Here is a 17169-nt window from a genome sequence, read left to right as displayed (position 1 = left end):
TTCTCCGCAATCCTGTCCAGGGCAGCCCCGGCTAACGTACCGCAGCTTCAACGTCCGTGGCGCCTCAACCACTGACCCGCCAGCTCGCGGGCCCGAGCATCCACGGTGAACACTGCGTCGAGGTCATCGAGGGCAACCACGGCCTCGAGATTCAAGACTTCCTCGATGATACTCGCGATCTCGAGGTAACGGACACGTCCATCGAGAAACGCGGCCACCGCCACCTCATTGGCGGCGTTCAGCATGGCCGGGGCACTGTTGCCTGCCTCGGCCGCCTGCCGCGCCAGGCGCAGGCAAGGGAAGCGCTGCTCATCGGGGGCCTGGAAATCCAGGCGGGCGACGGCAAACAGGTCCAGCGGCGCCACACCCGAATCGATTCGATCCGGCCAGGCCAGCGCGTTGGCGATGGGTGTGCGCATGTCCGGATTGCCCAATTGGGCCAGTACCGAACCATCTACATAGTCCACCAGAGAGTGGATCACGCTCTGAGGATGAATGACCACTTCGACCTGGGACGGCCTGGCATCGAAAAGCCAGCAAGCCTCGATCAGCTCAAGCCCCTTGTTCATCATGCTGGCCGAATCCACGGAAATCTTGCGTCCCATGGACCAGTTCGGATGGGCACAGGCCTGTTCGGGTGAAACATGCTCCAATTCTGTCAGCGGTGTCTGCCGGAACGGACCGCCGGAAGCTGTCAGCAAGATCCGCCGAACACCCACAGCACCCAGGCCACGGGAGAAATCCCGCGGCATGCATTGAAAAATCGCATTATGTTCACTGTCGATCGGCAGCAGTACCGAACCACTTTTGCCCACTGCCTGCATGAACAACGCGCCGGACATGACCAGCGCTTCTTTGTTGGCCAACAGGATCTTCTTGCCGGCCTCCACCGCTGCCAGCGTCGGGCGCAGGCCCGCAGCACCGACAATCGCCGCCATCACCGCATCGACTTCAGGATCGGAGGCCACTTCGCACAGCCCCTCCTCTCCCACCAGTACGCGGGTCTGCAGACCAGCTGCACGCAGCTCATCCTGCAGCGCCCGTGCTGCGCCAGTCTCGGGCACCACGGCAAACCGCGGGGTGTGACGAATGCACAAAGCCAGCAGCTCGCTCAGACGCGTGAAGCCGCTGAGGGCGAACACCTGATAACGCTCCGGATGCCGGCCGATGACGTCCAGCGTACTCAGGCCGATCGACCCGGTAGCGCCAAGGACGGTGATCTGCTGGGGGCGACTCACGATGCCGCCATCCACAGCAGCACAGCAAAGATCGGGACTGCGGCGGTAAGGCTGTCGATACGATCCAGCACGCCGCCGTGACCAGGCAGCAGGTTGCTGCTGTCCTTGATGCCGGACTGGCGCTTGAACATGCTTTCGGTCAGGTCCCCGACCACCGAGACAAAGACAATCAGGGCGGCGCCAAACAGACCGATCAGCAACTGGCCGGCCGTCCATTCCCGCATGACACCGACGATCGTCGTAATGACCAGGCTCAGGGCCAGACCACCGTAGACCCCTTCCCAGCTCTTGCCGGGACTGACCTTAGGCGCGAGCTTGCGCTTGCCGAATGCCTTGCCGGAGAAGTAAGCCCCGACATCGGCCCCCCAGACCAGCACCATCACGGCCATGATCTGCCAGTTACCCAGCGCACCTTGTTTGATCCAGATGAGCCCCTGCCAGGCCGGCAGCAGGATCAACAGGCCGATCAACAGCTTGGTCGCGGCGTTGGACCAGTGATGGGTCGTGTGGGGGTAGGTCAATACCAGGAAGGTCGCCGTCGCCCACCATAGCACCGAAGCGCCCAGCACCCAGGGCGCAATACCGGGCACCACGTACATGACGAACAGCATGGCCGCCACGACTGCGGCATAGATCACACGGGCCGACTGCGCGGCGAAACCCGCCAGCCGCGCCCATTCCCACGCCCCCAGCGTCACGACCAACCCAATGAACAGGGCGAAACCCGCACCGTCAAGCAGGAAGAACCCACCCAGGGCGATGGGCAGCAGGATCAGTGCAGTGATGATTCGTTGTTTGAGCATTAAACCCGGGCTCCAGCTTCGATCTGCTCGCTCGTTTTACCGAAACGACGCTGACGGGAAGCGAAATCGGCCAGCGCAACGCGCATGGCTTCGTGTTTGAAGTCCGGCCAGAACAGGTCGGAGAAGTACAGCTCGGCGTAAGCCAGCTGCCAAAGGAGAAAATTGCTGATGCGATGTTCGCCACCGGTACGGATGCACAGATCCGGCAGCGGCAGGTCACCCGTAGCCAGACAGGTCTGTAGCAGTTCCGGCGTGATGTCTTCCGGCCGCAAGTGCCCGGCCTGGACTTCCCGCGCCAGCCGCTGGGCAGCCTGGGCTATGTCCCACTGACCGCCGTAGTTGGCGGCAATCTGCAGGACAAAGCGGTCAGCGCCGGCCGTCGCGGCTTCGGCCTCGCGCATCGCAGCCTGCAACTCCGGATGAAACCGCGAGCGATCACCGATGATGCGCAGACTGATGCTGTTTTCGTTGAGACGCTTGGCCTCACGACGCAAGGCCTTGAGGAACAACTCCATCAAGGCACTGACCTCGTCGGCCGGACGCTGCCAGTTTTCGCTGGAGAACGCGAACAGGGTCAGCACCTCGACGCCAGCCTCGGCGCACACCTCGATGACCGCGCGAACCGCATCGACCCCCGCCTTATGCCCGGCGACACCGGGCATGAAGCGTTTCTTGGCCCAGCGGTTGTTGCCGTCCATGATGATCGCTACGTGGCGCGGCACCGCGAACGACGCGGCCTGCTTGGTCTTATCCATGAAAACGAGACCCTTATACGGCCATCAGGTCTTTTTCTTTCTGTGCCAAATCCGCATCGATCTTAGCCACATATTTTTTGGTCAGGTCATCGATTTCGCCAGTGGCGCGACGCTCTTCGTCTTCGCTGATTTCCTTTTCCTTGACCAGGTCCTTCAACTGGCTGTTGGCGTCGCGGCGGATGTTGCGCACAGCGACACGGGCATCTTCAGCCACATCGCGAGCCTGCTTGGTGAAGCCCTTGCGGGTTTCTTCAGTCAGGGCCGGCATGGAGATCAGCAGCAACTCACCCAGGTTGGTCGGGTTCAGGTTCAAACCGGCACTACCGATAGCCTTGTCGACCGCGGCGAGCATGTTGCGCTCGAAAGCCACGACTTGCAGGGTGCGCGCGTCCTTGACAGTGATGTTGGCCACTTGCTTGATCGGGGTATCGGAGCCGTAGTAAGGCACCATCACACCTTCGAGGATGCTCGGGTGTGCCTGGCCGGTACGGATGCGACCGAAGTTGTGCGCCAGAGACTCCACGGACTTCTGCATGCGCTGCTCAGCGTCTTTCTTGATTTCGTTGATCATTGTTGAACTTCCTCGATCAGGGTTCCTTCGGCGCCACCATGCACGATATTCAGCAGGGCACCGGGCTTGTTCATGTTGAAGACACGCAATGGCATCTTGTGGTCGCGGCACAGACAGATAGCCGTCAGATCCATGACCCCCAGCTTGCGATCCAGCACTTCATCGTAGGTCAGATGATCGAACTTCTCGGCATGCGGGTCCTTGAACGGGTCGGCGGTGTACACACCATCGACCTTGGTTGCCTTGAGCACGACATCGGCATCGATTTCGATCGCTCGCAAGCAGGCCGCCGAATCCGTGGTAAAGAACGGATTACCGGTACCGGCGGCAAAAATCACCACTTCCTTGGCGTTGAGGTGGCGCATGGCTTTGCGGCGATCATAGTGATCAGTCACGCCAACCATGGAAATGGCCGACATCACGATGGCCGAGATATTGGCACGCTCCAAGGCGTCGCGCATAGCCAGGGCATTCATCACAGTGGCCAGCATGCCCATGTGGTCGCCCGTAACCCGATCCATGCCGGCCGCGCTCAGCGCCGCACCACGGAACAGATTGCCGCCGCCGATGACCAGACCGACCTGAACGCCGATCCCGACCAACTGACCCACTTCGAGGGCCATACGGTCCAGCACCTTCGGATCGATCCCGAACTCTTCCGAGCCCATCAGGGCCTCGCCGCTAAGCTTGAGTAGAATGCGTTTATAGCGAGCCTGATAACCACTGCCCTGCTGAGCCATTGCGAATCTCTCCTGCGGCGTATTTACGAAAATTCTTGGCAGACTGTTTGCAGCCTGCTCTCACTCTAGCGTGACGCTGACACAGCGCCATCGGAACACGGCTTTGTAAGCCAGTTCCGACAGGAAACCAATAAAAATCGGCATCCTCATCCGAAAAGAGGCTGCGCGCGTGAGCGGGCAGCCTCTTCTGGGCGACAGTTGTAAAAACCTGTCTTATTGCTTGCTGGCAGCTGCTACCTGGGCGGCAACTTCTTCAGCGAAGTTGTCGACCGGCTTCTCGATGCCATCGCCTACTTTGAAGTAGGTGAAGGAGACGATTTCAGCACCGGCTTTCTTCGCCAGGTCACCGACCTTGACTTCAGGGTTCTTGACGAACGCCTGCTCAACCAGGCTGGCTTCAGCCAGGAACTTGGAGATACGACCGGCCACCATCTTCTCGGCGATGTCGGCAGGCTTGCCCTTGAGCTTCTCTTCGTTCAACTGCAGGAAAACGCCTTTTTCGCGCTCGATCGCTTCAGGCGAAACGTCCGAAGGCAGCAGGAATTCAGGGTTGGTCGCTGCCACGTGCATGGCGATGTCTTTCGCCAGCTCGGTGTCACCGCCCTTGAGGACGACAGCCACACCAATCTTGTTGCCGTGCAGGTAAGTACCGACCACGTCACCTTCAACGCGAACCAGACGACGGATGTTGACGTTCTCGCCGGTCTTGCCAACCAGTACCAGGCGCGCTTGTTCCTGAGCTTCGATCAGCGGCGCTGCGTCGGTCAGTTTGTCAGCGAAGGCCTTGTCGACGCTGGCAGCGACGAATGCCTTGAAGTCGTCCTGCAGAGCCAGGAAGTCGGTCTGGGAGTTCACTTCCAGCAGAACGGCGGCCTTACCGTCGTCCTTGATGGCGATGGCGCCTTCAGCGGCAACGTTGCCAGCCTTCTTGGCAGCCTTGATGGCGCCCGAAGCGCGCATGTCATCAATGGCTTTCTCGATGTCGCCGCCAGCCTTGGTCAAGGCTTTCTTGCAGTCCATCATGCCTTCGCCGGTACGCTCGCGCAGTTCTTTGACCAACGCTGCAGTAATCTCTGCCATTTCAAAATCCTCTTGGATAGGTTTTCAACCATTCCACCCGATCGAACGGGCGATCAATTCTTCCTGAAAACCACTGCTTATAGACCGCGGCAGATTACAAACAGGTAGCTGCGCTGGCGACAAATGGTTTTCGAGGTGGCAAAAAGGGGGCCAAGCCCCCTTTTTGCTTACTGAGTCAACGCCAGGGCGTCAATTACTCAGCGGCTGCTGCCGGAGCTTCTTCAGCGAAGACTTCGGTGCCGCCTTGAACATTGTTGCGACCACGGATAACAGCGTCAGCCATCGAACCCATGTACAGCTGGATGGCGCGGATGGCGTCATCGTTGCCTGGGATGATGTAGTCAACGCCTTCCGGGCTGCTGTTGGTATCGACAACGCCGATGACCGGGATACCCAGCTTGTTGGCTTCGGTGATCGCGATGCGCTCGTGGTCAACGTCGATCACGAACAGCGCGTCAGGCAGACCGCCCATGTCCTTGATACCACCCAGGGAGCGGTCCAGCTTCTCAAGATCGCGAGTGCGCATCAGCGCTTCTTTCTTGGTCAGCTTGGCGAAAGTGCCGTCTTCGGACTGGACTTCAAGATCACGCAGACGCTTGATGGAAGCGCGGATGGTCTTGAAGTTGGTCAGCATGCCGCCCAACCAGCGGTGATCGACGTACGGCGAACCGCAACGTGCTGCTTCTTCAGCAACGATCTTGCCAGCGGAACGCTTGGTGCCGACGAACAGAATCTTGTTTTTGCCCTGGGCCAGGCGCTCTACGAAGGTCAGTGCTTCGTTGAACATCGGCAGGGTTTTTTCAAGGTTGATGATGTGGATCTTGTTACGCGCGCCGAAAATGTACTTGCCCATTTTCGGGTTCCAGTAACGGGTCTGGTGACCGAAGTGCACACCGGCCTTCAGCATATCGCGCATGTTGACTTGGGACATGATAGTTCCTTGATAAGTCGGGTTTGGCCTCCACGTATCCCAATGACCAACCAGCAGCTGTATAAGCCGAAGGCACCCAGGTCATCGTGTCGACACGTGTGTGGATTTAAGCTCACGGGGTCATCCCCGGAAAGCGGCGCATTTTATACCACAGCAAGGGCGAAAACGGAATACGGATTCTGAAATCCTCTGTGGCGAGGGATTGTGGGAGCAAGGCTTGCCCGCGATGAAGCCTATGCGGTCCCTCAGAAATCGAGTCGCCTGGGTCGCGAGCAAGCTTTGCTTCCCCCCCTCCCCCTCGCCACTGAGTTCGGCCTGGGCAGTTCTTTGTACTGTTCGTCTGTTAGAATCGCGTTTTCAGGGCCGTGCTGGTCATCATCCGCCGCCCATTTCGTTTCGAACAGCGCCGCCGGGCGCAGAGAGAGCCTGTATGACCGTCACCCTCAAGACTCCCGAGGACATCGCAAAAATGCGCGTCGCCGGCAAACTTGCCGCCGATGTGCTGGAAATGATCGCCGATTACGTCAAGCCGGGCGTGACCACCGAAGAGCTGGACCGTATCTGCCACGACTACATTGTCAACGAGCAGAAAGCCATTCCGGCGCCGCTCAACTACAAGGGCTTCCCCAAGTCGATCTGCACCTCGATCAACCATGTGGTCTGCCACGGCATTCCCAACGAGAAACCGTTGAAGGATGGCGACACACTGAACATCGACGTCACCGTGATCAAGGATGGCTATCACGGCGACACCAGCCGCATGTTCCATGTCGGCAACGTGCCGGAGTGGGCCCAGCGCCTGTCGAAAGTCACCCAGGAATGCATGTACATGGCCATCGAACTGGTGAAACCGGGCTGCCGCCTGGGAGACATCGGCGAAGTGATCCAGAAACACGCGCAGAAGAACGGCTTTTCGGTAGTGCGTGAATTCTGCGGCCACGGCATTGGCAAGGTCTTCCACGAAGAACCGCAGATCCTGCACTACGGCCGCGCCGGTACCGGCATGGAGCTCCAGGCGGGCATGACTTTCACCATCGAGCCGATGATCAACCAGGGGCGCGCCGACACCAAGGTCCTGGGCGACGGCTGGACCGCCATCACCAAGGACCGCAAATTGTCGGCCCAATGGGAGCACACCCTGCTGGTGACCGAGACCGGGTACGAGATCTTCACCCTGCGCGGCGACGACACCATCCCTCGCGTTTCCGCCTGAGCCGAACCCAGCGTACAGCTTTAGATAGAAAGGAAAGCCATTCGATGCCGCAGGTGGATCCAGAACTCTTCGACCGCGGCCAGTTCCAGGCTGAACTGGCCCTGAAGGCAAGTCCCATCTCGGCCTTCAAGAAGGCGATCCGCCAGGCCCACGAAGTACTCGACCAGCGCTTTCGCGATGGCAGGGATATCCGCCGGCTGATCGAGGACCGTGCCTGGTTCGTCGACAACATCCTGCAGAAGGCCTGGGAGCAGTTCGACTGGAGCCTGGATGCCGACATCGCCCTGGTGGCAGTGGGTGGCTATGGGCGTGGCGAATTGCACCCTTATTCCGACATCGACCTGCTGATCCTGCTGGACAACGCCGATCACGAGATCTTTCGTGACTCCATCGAGCGTTTCCTGACCCTGCTGTGGGACATCGGCCTGGAAGTCGGCCAGAGCGTGCGCTCGGTACAGGAGTGCGCCGACGAGGCCCGCGCCGACCTGACGGTGGTGACCAACCTGATGGAAAGTCGCACCATCGCCGGCCCCGAGGGGCTGCGCCAGCGCATGCTCGAGGTGACCAGCACGGCGCACATGTGGCCGAGCAAGGACTTCTTCCTGGCCAAACGCGCCGAGCAAAAGGCCCGCCACCACAAGTACAACGACACCGAATACAACCTGGAACCCAACGTCAAAGGCTCTCCGGGCGGGCTGCGGGATATCCAGACCATCCTGTGGGTCGCCCGCCGCCAGTACGGCACGCTGAACCTGCGCAACCTTGCCGGCGAAGGGTTCCTGGTAGAGAGCGAGAACGCCTTGCTGGCCTCATCCCAGGAGTTTTTGTGGAAGGTCCGCTACGCCCTGCACATGCTCGCCGGGCGTGCCGAAGACCGCTTGCTGTTCGATCACCAGCGCTCCATCGCGGCCCTGCTGGGTTTCGAAGGCCAGGATGCCAAGCAGGCCATCGAAAACTTCATGCAGCAGTACTACCGGGTGGTGATGAGCATCGCCCAGCTCAGCGAACTGATCATCCAGCACTTCGAGGAAGTCATCCTCGCACCGGAAGATACCGCGCCGCCGCAGCCGATCAACTCCCGCTTCCAATTGCACGACGGCTACATCGAAGCACGTAACGCCAATGTGTTCCGTCGCACCCCCTTCGCCATGCTCGAAATCTTCGTACTGATGGCCCAGCAGCCGGAGATCAAGGGAGTACGCGCCGATACCATTCGCCTGCTGAGGGAGAACCGTCACCTGATCGATGACGACTTCCGCAACGACATCCGCAACACCAGCCTGTTCATCGAGCTGTTCAAGTGCAAGATCGGCGTGCACCGCAACCTGCGACGCATGAACCGCTACGGGATCCTGGGGCGCTACCTGCCGGAGTTTGGCTTTATCGTCGGGCAGATGCAGCACGACCTGTTTCATATCTATACCGTCGATGCCCATACCCTTAACCTGATCAAGCATCTGCGCAAGCTGCAGTACACCCAGGTCTCGGAAAAATTCCCGCTGGCCAGCAAACTCATGGGCAAGCTGCCCAAGCCTGAACTGATCTACATGGCCGGGCTGTACCACGACATTGGCAAGGGTCGCCAGGGCGACCACTCGGAAGTCGGCGCGGTGGATGCCGAGGCGTTTTGCCAGCGGCACCAGTTGCCCGCTTGGGACAGCCGATTGATCGTCTGGCTGGTACAGAATCACCTGGTGATGTCGACCACCGCCCAGCGCAAGGACCTGTCCGATCCGCAGGTGATCCACGACTTCGCCCAGATCGTCAGTGATGAAACGCGCCTGGATTACCTCTACGTGCTGACGGTGGCCGACATCAACGCCACCAACCCGACCTTGTGGAACTCCTGGCGGGCCAGCCTGTTGCGCCAGCTTTACACTGAAACCAAGCGGGCCTTGCGCCGTGGCCTGGAAAACCCGGTGGACCGTGAAGAGCAGATCCGTCGCACCCAAAGCGCTGCACTGGATATCCTGGTGCGCGGTGGCACCGACCCGGACGATGTCGAACAGCTCTGGTCACAACTGGGCGATGATTATTTCCTGCGCCACACCGCCGGCGACGTGGCCTGGCACAGCGACGCGATCCTGCAACAACCGGCCGACGGCGGGCCGTTGGTGTTGATCAAGGAGACTACGCAGCGCGAGTTCGAAGGCGGCACGCAGATCTTCATCTATGCGCCAGACCAACATGACTTCTTCGCCGTGACCGTGGCCGCCATGGACCAGCTCAACCTCAATATCCACGATGCGCGGATCATCACGTCCAGCAGCCAGTTCACCCTCGACACCTACATCGTGCTCGATACCGACGGCGATTCGATTGGCGACAACCCGACACGGGTCAAGCAGATTCGCGACGGTCTCACCAACGCCCTGCGCAACCCGGCGGACTACCCGACCATCATCCAGCGGCGGGTGCCACGCCAGCTCAAGCACTTCGCGTTCGCCCCGCAGGTGACGATCCACAATGATGCCCACCGCCAGATCACGGTGCTGGAACTCAGCGCCCCGGACCGTCCCGGGCTGCTGGCACGGATCGGTCATATTTTCCTGGAGTTCGACCTGTCGTTGCAGAACGCCAAGATCGCCACCCTGGGCGAGCGAGTGGAAGACGTCTTCTTCATCACCGACGCCCACAACCAGCCGCTGTCCGATCCTCTGCTGTGCAGTCGCCTGCAGGACGCGATCGTCCAGCATTTGAGCGTCAACCAGGAACCTGATACCCACCTGACACGCATCAACATCTGACCCATAAATTCCCCTGTGGGAGCGAGCCTGCTCGCGATGGCGGCGCGACATTCAGCATTGAGATCGCCTGCCCCACCGCTATCGCGAGCAGGCTCGCCCCCACAGTCCCACATTGAACGAGGCCCCCATGAACAACGCTCTGAACCAGTTGCAGCCCTACCCGTTCGAAAAGCTTCGCGCCCTGCTTGGCAGTGTCACGCCCAACCCGGACAAGCGGCCGATTGCGTTGTCCATCGGCGAACCCAAGCACCGTTCACCCAGTTTTGTCGCCGAAGCCCTGGCCGGCAACCTGGACCAGATGGCCGTCTATCCGACCACGTTGGGTATCCCGGCCCTGCGGGAAGCCATCGCCGACTGGTGCGAGCGACGCTTCAGCGTGCCCAACGGCTGGCTTGACCCAGCGCGCCATGTGCTGCCGGTCAATGGCACCCGGGAGGCGCTGTTCGCCTTCACCCAGACCGTGGTCAACCGTGGCGACGATGCGCTGGTAGTCAGCCCCAACCCTTTCTATCAAATCTATGAAGGCGCCGCGTTCCTGGCCGGAGCCAAGCCGCACTACCTGCCGTGCCTGGACGAGAACGGCTTCAACCCGGATTTCGACACCGTTTCGGCGGACATCTGGAAACGCTGCCAGATCCTGTTCCTGTGCTCCCCTGGCAACCCGACCGGCGCCCTGATTCCGGTGGACGTGCTGAAGAAACTCATTGCCCTGGCCGATGAGCACGACTTCGTGATCGCCGCCGACGAGTGCTACAGCGAACTGTACTTCGACGAACAGACCCCGCCACCGGGCCTGCTCAGCGCCTGCGTCGAACTCGGCCGTCAGGATTTCAAGCGCTGCGTGGTGTTCCACAGCCTGTCCAAGCGCTCCAACCTGCCGGGCCTGCGCTCCGGTTTCGTGGCGGGCGACGCAGACATCCTCAAGGGTTTCCTGCTGTATCGCACCTATCACGGCTGCGCGATGCCGGTGCAGACCCAACTGGCGAGCATCGCCGCGTGGAACGACGAAGAACATGTACGGGCCAACCGGACGCTGTACCGGGAGAAGTTCGACGCCGTGCTGGACATCCTCAGCCCAGTGCTGGACGTGCAACGCCCTGATGGCAGCTTCTACCTGTGGCCAAACGTGGCGGGCGACGACGCAGCCTTCTGCCGGGATCTGTTCGAACAGGAACACGTGACCGTGGTACCGGGCTCCTACCTGTCCCGCGAAGTCGATGGCGTCAACCCGGGCGCCGGCCGCGTGCGCATGGCCCTGGTCGCACCGCTGGCCGAATGCGTGGAAGCGGCGGAGCGAATCCGCGCATTCATCCAGCGCCGGGGTTAAGGGTTGTTGTGGGAGCGGGCTTGCTCGCAAAGGCGTCAGTTCAGTGGCCTATCCGTAGACTGATACACCGCTTTCGCGAGCAAGCCCGCTCCCACACTGAATTACAGGTTCCCACTCTCCCCGTAGCGACGCCGAAACCTGTGGGAGCCGAGCTTGCTCGCGATGACGGCGGCACAGTCGACAACATCGCAAGCTGATCCAACGCATTCGCGAGCAGGCTCGCGATGAGGCCGGCACTTATTGCATCAGGCCCGAGCCTCTACCCGGTCCAAAGCCTTCTCCGCCAGCAGTGCCCCCAACTCAATCATCTGCACCCCCCCCAATGCCACATGCCGCCGCGAACCGGCCAGATCGAAGGCCAGGTCACTCAGCATGGCATTGGCCGAGGCCAGGGTTTCGCTGAGGTTGGCTAACAGAACTTCGGTGTCGACACTGTCCGCCACAATGAACAACTGCGTGGAGGATTCGGGGTCTGACTCGCTGTCGTCAGGCTTGAGGTAATGATCCAGCGCACGATCAGCAGCTTCTTGCAGCTTTTCGGGGGCGTAGTCGCCGTAGGGGAAAGTGGGTGCTGGTTTTGGAGGATTCGGCGTTTCCTTGATCATGTCATTGCTCCTAGGGAAATTAGAAGCCGCCACCGGGTCTTCTCACGGACTGGAGGGTGGCAGCCATACGCGGGGTGAGAATCCGGGTCCCTAGAAGCCCGGCCATGCCGAAGCATGCCCGCGCACAGCCGCCATAACACAATGCCCAGGCGAAAAGCGCCTGCACTTTATATGGTCGGCGCCTGCGCGCCTACTAGGGGAAATCGGATTCTCACGTCCGGTCGCTGAATTGGCAGCGACACCCAGAGGCTAGAGCCCTCGCTTCCGACGGACAACCTTAAAAACTTGTCGGAAACTTCGGTGCGTCTGACAGACCACAAGCGCCTGCTCAGACAAGAAATGAAATAAAACGTAATGCGTCAGGCCAAGCCATTGATTTCGTGGACTTAGTCCATTGACAGATCCCATGCAACCTTGTTTCGAGAGTTCAAGCTGGTTTGAATTCGCTATCGCCGCTAGCCATAATCGACCCCGTCACCAGCGAAAGCTGGCAGGAGTCTGGGTCTCTCTCGAGGTTGACCCAGCGGCGCGGAAAGGGCGAAGCAAGCTCAACCGCGTGTCAATTGAAGCCGCCTTCGGGCGGCTTTGCTTTTAAAGAGGGTCGAGGATTGAAAGGGCCGCGAATACTTTTGTTCCTCGCCTAGGCTCTGAGGACATGCAACGCGTAATCGCAGGAGTGAAGGCCTGCCTTCCCGTGCCGGTTATTCCGATGCAAAGGGCAGGTCAAGTCGCATACAAAGTAGGTAGCCTATGCAATACCGGGTTGAGGACAATATGAAAGTTCGAAAAGCCTTACTAACCGATGCAGAATCGGTGTCCAGGCTCTTGAGCCAGTTAGGCTACCAAGCCTCGCCTCTGCCAGAAGACCGCGTCATCGTTCATCGCGGGCAAGCCACGCTCCCACAGCCGTCCGGTCATGGCATAATCCTTCACCTTTTATTTCCGGCACCTGCAAAGGGGGCAGTTCCTTGACCGATTCAAGCAAAACGTTGCACCTTTTCGGCATCAAAGCCTGTGACACCATGAAAAAGGCGCGCACCTGGCTCGATGAGCACGCCGTGCGCTACGACTTTCACGACTACAAGAGCGCCGGCATCGACCGTGAGCACCTGACCCAATGGTGCGACGAGCATGGCTGGCAAGTGGTGTTGAACCGTGCCGGTACGACCTTTCGCAAGCTCGACGACGAACGCAAAGCCGATCTCGACCAGTCGAAAGCCATCGAACTGATGCTCGCCCAACCCTCGATGATCAAGCGCCCGGTGCTCGATCTCGGTGACCGTACCCTGATTGGCTTCAAGCCAGATATCTACGCGGCAGAAATCAAGTAAGCCTGCCCAGTCCATTTTGTTGAGGTAATGCTCATGTCCACTACCCTGTTCAGCCTGGCCTTCGGCGTCGGCACCCAAAACCGTCAAGGCGCCTGGCTGGAAGTGTTCTACGCACAACCACTGCTCAACCCGTCGGCCGACATCGTCAAGGCCATCGCGCCGATCCTGGGTTACAGCGAAGGCAACCAGGCCATCACCTTCACCACCGCCCAGGCCTCGCAACTGGCTGAGGCTCTCAAGAGTGTCGATGCCGCGCAAGCCGCGTTGCTGACCCGCCTGGCCGAAAGCCACAAGCCGTTGGTCGCCACCCTGCTGGCTGAAGATGCGCAACTGAGCTCCACCCCCGAGGCCTACCTCAAGCTGCACCTGCTGTCCCATCGCCTGGTCAAGCCCCATGGCCTGAACCTGACCGGCATTTTCCCGCTGCTGCCGAACGTGGCCTGGACCAGCCAGGGTGCGATCGACCTGGGCGAACTGGCCGAGCACCAGCTCGAAGCCCGCCTGCGTGGCGAGCTGCTGGAAGTGTTCTCGGTGGACAAGTTCCCGAAAATGACTGACTACGTGGTTCCGGCCGGCGTGCGTATCGCCGATGCCGCACGGATCCGCCTGGGTGCCTACGTGGGCGAAGGCACCACCGTGATGCACGAAGGTTTCGTCAACTTCAACGCCGGCACCGAAGGCCCGGGCATGATCGAAGGCCGTGTGTCGGCTGGCGTCTTCGTCGGCAAGGGCTCGGACCTGGGCGGCGGCTGCTCCACCATGGGCACCCTGTCGGGCGGCGGCAACATCGTGATCAAGGTCGGCGAAGGCTGCCTGATCGGCGCCAACGCCGGTATCGGTATTCCATTGGGCGACCGCAACACCGTGGAATCGGGCCTGTACGTGACCGCCGGCACCAAGGTGGCGCTGCTGGACGAGAACAACCAGCTGGTCAAAGTGGTCAAGGCCCGCGACCTGGCCGGCCAGCCCGACCTGCTGTTCCGTCGCAACTCCGAAACCGGCGCGGTGGAATGCAAGACCCACAAGTCGGCCATCGAGCTGAACGAAGCACTGCACGCGCATAACTAAGCCGCTTTACCGTCACCTGTGGGAGCAAGCTTTGTGGGAGCCGAGCTTGCTCGCGATGAACGATGACACGGTCTTGCAGTTAAACCGTGTTGCTCCCATCGCGAGCAAGCTCGGCTCCCACAGGGCCCGCTTCCACAGGGTCCAGCTTCACTTCAGCAGGGCCCGAAAGCATGTTGATTCCATCCCCCTGGCGTGCCGATTTCCCGGCCATCGCCGCCCTGCAACGGCAAGGCCAGACCTACCTGGACAACGCCGCCACCACGCAAAAACCCCAAGCATTGCTGGATGCCCTGGCGCATTACTACGCCAACGGCGCAGCCAATGTGCACCGTGCGCAACACCTGCCCGGCGCCCATGCCACCCAAGCGTTCGAAGACAGTCGTCTCAAGGTGTCGCAATGGCTCAATACGGGGGAATGCGGACAGATCGTGTTTACCCACGGCGCCACTTCGGCGCTGAATCTCCTGGCCTACGGGCTGGAACACCTGTTCAATCCAGGCGATGAAATCGTCATCAGCGCCCTGGAGCACCACGCCAACCTGCTGCCCTGGCAGCAACTGGCCGAGCGCCGTTCATTGACGCTGGTGGTGTTGCCGCTCGACTCCCACGGCGTCATCGACCTCGACGCCGCCGCCGACCTGATCGGCCCGCGTACACGCTTGCTGGCCGTGAGCCAACTGTCCAATGTGCTTGGCACCTGGCAACCCTTGCCGCCGCTATTGGCACTGGCCAAGGCCCAAGGCGCCTTGACGGTCATCGACGGTGCCCAGGGAGTGGTCCACGGCCGTCACGATGTGCAGGCCCTGGGCTGCGACTTTTATGTATTTTCCAGCCACAAGCTCTACGGGCCCGAAGGGCTGGGGGTGTTGTTCGGCCGCGACGAAGCGCTTCGCGAGCTGCGTCATTGGCAGTTCGGTGGCGAAATGGTGCAGCAGGCCGACTACCACCGCGCCACGTTCCGCCCTGCGCCCCTGGGCTTCGAAGCCGGCACACCGCCCATCGCCAGCGTGATAGGCCTGGGGGCGACCCTGGATTACCTGTCCACCCTCGACGCACAAGATGTCATTGACCATGAGACTGCGTTGCACGACTACCTGCTCCACGGCCTGCTGGCGCGCAACGGCGTGCGCCTGGTGGGCAATCCACGGCTGGCGCTGGTCAGTTTCGTGGTGGACGGCGTGCACAACGCCGACCTCGCTCATCTGCTGACCGAGCAAGGCATTGCCGTGCGCGCCGGGCATCACTGCGCCATGCCGCTGTTCAAGCATCTGCAGCTGTCGGGAGCGATCCGGGTATCGCTGGCGCTGTACAACGACTCCGCCGATATCGAGCGTTTCTTCGAAGCCCTCGATCAGGCCCTGGAGATGCTGCGATGAACCTGCCGGCCGATGCCGCCACAGCGCTGCAAATCTTCCAGGACGCCTCGGGCTGGGAACAACGGGCCCGGCTGCTGATGCAGTGGGGCGACCGCCTGCCGCCGCTGAACGAGGCGGACAAGTGCGACACCAACCTCGTCAATGGCTGCGAAAGTCAGGTATGGCTGGTGGGGCGGTTGCAGGACGGACACTGGCAGTTTGCTGCCAGCAGTGATGCGCGGTTGATTCGCGGGTTGGTGGCGCTGCTGCTGGCACGGGTCAACGGCTTGTCGGCCGAAGCGTTGCAGCAGGTGGATTTGCCGGGCTGGTTCAATCAGTTGGGACTGTCGCGACAGCTGTCGCCGTCGCGCAGCAATGGCTTGAATGCAGTGTTGAAGCGGATGCACCAACTGGCGCAATGATTGTGGCGAGGGGATTTATCCCCTCGCCACAAAAGCGGTTACTGCCCGCTCTTTAGCCTATCCGCCGGCCGCCGCACACCCTCGACAATCTTATCCACAGCCTTGGTCGCCGCGACCATGCCGAACGTCGCCGTCACCATCATCACCGCGCCAAACCCGCCGGCGCAGTCGAGCTTCACGCCGTCGCCGACAAAACTCTTCTGCAAGCAGATGCTGCCGTCGGGTTTGGGGTAGCGCAGTTGCTCGGTGGAAAACACGCAGGGCACGCTGTAGTGACGGGTCACGGTGCGAGAAAAGCCGTAGTCGCGGCGCAGGGTAGAACGTACTTTCGACGCCAGCGGGTCATTGAAGGTACGGTTCAGGTCGCAGACCTGGATCAGCGTCGGGTCGATCTGCCCGCCCGCGCCGCCGGTGGTGATGATCTGGATCTTGCGGCGTTTGCACCAGGCGATCAGCGCTGCCTTGGCGTTGACACTGTCGATGCAGTCGATCACGCAGTCGATGTTCGGCGTGATGTACTCAGCCATGGTGTCGCGGGTGACGAAATCCGCCACGGCGTGCACCGTGCAATCAGGATTGATCCCGCGCAGACGCTCGGCCATCACCTCGACCTTGGGTTTGCCGACGGTGCTGTCCAGGGCGTGCAACTGGCGGTTGGCGTTGCTGACGCAGACGTCGTCCAGGTCGAACAGCGAAATCTCGCCCACACCACACCGGGCAATGGCTTCCGCCGCCCAGGAACCGACCCCGCCCACCCCGACAATCGCCACATGGGCCGCCCGCAAGCGCTCCAGGCCTTCGAGGCCATACAAACGGGCGATGCCGGCAAACCGTGGATCTTCTGTACTCATGACCAATACCCCAAAAACCGGCGCGCATTATAGGGCACCGGAAAACCATTGTGGGAGCGAGCCTGCTCGCGATGGCGGTGCTTCAGTCAATATCACCGCCACAGATCCTCCACCATCGCGAGCAGGCTCGCT

At 60.9% G+C, this 17169-nt stretch carries 16 protein-coding genes; 7 read left to right on the top strand and 9 right to left on the bottom strand.

The window, feature by feature from the left end; genetic code table 11:
* Window positions 1–47: 47 nt before the first annotated feature.
* The 7 genes from ispC to rpsB all read right to left on the bottom strand — a co-directional run bounded on the left by ispC (window position 48) and on the right by rpsB (window position 6118).
* Window positions 48–1238, bottom strand: coding sequence for a 1-deoxy-D-xylulose-5-phosphate reductoisomerase (ispC, locus tag AD665_RS15580; RefSeq protein WP_053192717.1), 1191 nt, complete (start codon window positions 1236–1238; stop codon window positions 48–50).
* On the bottom strand, window positions 1235–2041 hold the full coding sequence (locus AD665_RS15575) for a phosphatidate cytidylyltransferase (RefSeq protein WP_024779015.1): 807 nt from the start codon (window positions 2039–2041) through the stop codon (window positions 1235–1237). Before AD665_RS15575 ends, ispC begins: the two co-directional genes overlap by 4 nt.
* The gene (gene uppS, locus AD665_RS15570) at window positions 2041–2796 is read right to left on the bottom strand and encodes a polyprenyl diphosphate synthase (RefSeq protein WP_024779014.1); all 756 of its coding nucleotides are present in this window, start codon (window positions 2794–2796) and stop codon (window positions 2041–2043) included. Before uppS ends, AD665_RS15575 begins: the two co-directional genes overlap by 1 nt.
* Before the next feature lie 13 nt (window positions 2797–2809).
* On the bottom strand, window positions 2810–3367 hold the full coding sequence (gene frr / locus AD665_RS15565) for a ribosome recycling factor (RefSeq protein WP_024779013.1): 558 nt from the start codon (window positions 3365–3367) through the stop codon (window positions 2810–2812).
* Entirely contained in the window at window positions 3364–4107 is a 744-nt protein-coding gene (pyrH, locus tag AD665_RS15560) for a UMP kinase (protein ID WP_024779012.1), read from the bottom strand. The genes frr and pyrH overlap by 4 nt, the downstream gene beginning before the upstream one ends.
* 213 nt (window positions 4108–4320) lie before the next feature.
* Window positions 4321–5187, bottom strand: coding sequence for a translation elongation factor Ts (gene tsf, locus AD665_RS15555; RefSeq protein WP_024779011.1), 867 nt, complete (start codon window positions 5185–5187; stop codon window positions 4321–4323).
* A gap of 193 nt (window positions 5188–5380) precedes the next feature.
* Window positions 5381–6118 (bottom strand): 30S ribosomal protein S2, encoded by a 738-nt coding sequence (rpsB, locus tag AD665_RS15550; protein WP_033034560.1) that lies wholly within the window; start codon window positions 6116–6118, stop codon window positions 5381–5383.
* Window positions 6119–6548: 430 nt separating this feature from the next.
* Here rpsB and map point away from each other — a divergent pair, with 430 nt between their 5' ends.
* The 3 genes from map (at window position 6549) to dapC (ending at window position 11405) form a co-directional block, all read left to right on the top strand.
* Entirely contained in the window at window positions 6549–7331 is a 783-nt protein-coding gene (gene map, locus AD665_RS15545) for a type I methionyl aminopeptidase (protein ID WP_024779009.1), read from the top strand.
* A gap of 44 nt (window positions 7332–7375) precedes the next feature.
* Window positions 7376–10078, top strand: coding sequence for a [protein-PII] uridylyltransferase (locus AD665_RS15540; RefSeq protein WP_024779008.1), 2703 nt, complete (start codon window positions 7376–7378; stop codon window positions 10076–10078).
* A gap of 127 nt (window positions 10079–10205) precedes the next feature.
* The gene (dapC, locus tag AD665_RS15535) at window positions 10206–11405 is read left to right on the top strand and encodes a succinyldiaminopimelate transaminase (RefSeq protein WP_053192715.1); all 1200 of its coding nucleotides are present in this window, start codon (window positions 10206–10208) and stop codon (window positions 11403–11405) included.
* A gap of 245 nt (window positions 11406–11650) precedes the next feature.
* Here dapC and AD665_RS15530 read toward each other — a convergent pair whose 3' ends face one another.
* Entirely contained in the window at window positions 11651–12010 is a 360-nt protein-coding gene (locus tag AD665_RS15530; RefSeq protein WP_053192713.1) for a DUF6124 family protein, read from the bottom strand.
* Between the two features lie 968 nt (window positions 12011–12978).
* Here AD665_RS15530 and AD665_RS15525 point away from each other — a divergent pair.
* The 4 genes from AD665_RS15525 to AD665_RS15510 all read left to right on the top strand — a co-directional run bounded on the left by AD665_RS15525 (window position 12979) and on the right by AD665_RS15510 (window position 16186).
* Complete coding sequence (locus tag AD665_RS15525) at window positions 12979–13341, top strand: ArsC family reductase (RefSeq protein WP_024779005.1); 363 nt, start codon at window positions 12979–12981, stop codon at window positions 13339–13341.
* Between the two features lie 33 nt (window positions 13342–13374).
* A complete protein-coding gene (dapD, locus tag AD665_RS15520) occupies window positions 13375–14409 on the top strand; it encodes a 2,3,4,5-tetrahydropyridine-2,6-dicarboxylate N-succinyltransferase (protein WP_053192711.1) in 1035 nt (344 codons plus the stop codon).
* 170 nt (window positions 14410–14579) lie between these two features.
* A complete protein-coding gene (locus AD665_RS15515; protein WP_053192708.1) occupies window positions 14580–15785 on the top strand; it encodes an aminotransferase class V-fold PLP-dependent enzyme in 1206 nt (401 codons plus the stop codon).
* Window positions 15782–16186 (top strand): SufE family protein, encoded by a 405-nt coding sequence (locus AD665_RS15510; RefSeq protein ID WP_024779002.1) that lies wholly within the window; start codon window positions 15782–15784, stop codon window positions 16184–16186. Before AD665_RS15515 ends, AD665_RS15510 begins: the two co-directional genes overlap by 4 nt.
* 38 nt (window positions 16187–16224) lie before the next feature.
* On the opposite strand, the gene tcdA is transcribed toward AD665_RS15510, so the two are convergent.
* Entirely contained in the window at window positions 16225–17037 is an 813-nt protein-coding gene (gene tcdA, locus AD665_RS15505) for a tRNA cyclic N6-threonylcarbamoyladenosine(37) synthase TcdA (protein WP_053192707.1), read from the bottom strand.
* Between the last annotated feature and the right edge of the window lie 132 nt (window positions 17038–17169).

It is taken from the genome of Pseudomonas corrugata (assembly GCF_001269905.1).
In the GTDB taxonomy this organism is placed as follows: Bacteria; Pseudomonadota; Gammaproteobacteria; order Pseudomonadales; family Pseudomonadaceae; genus Aquipseudomonas; species Aquipseudomonas corrugata.
The sequence above is the reverse complement of the archived record's forward strand: the minus strand, read 5'-3'. Positions and strand labels throughout refer to the sequence as shown.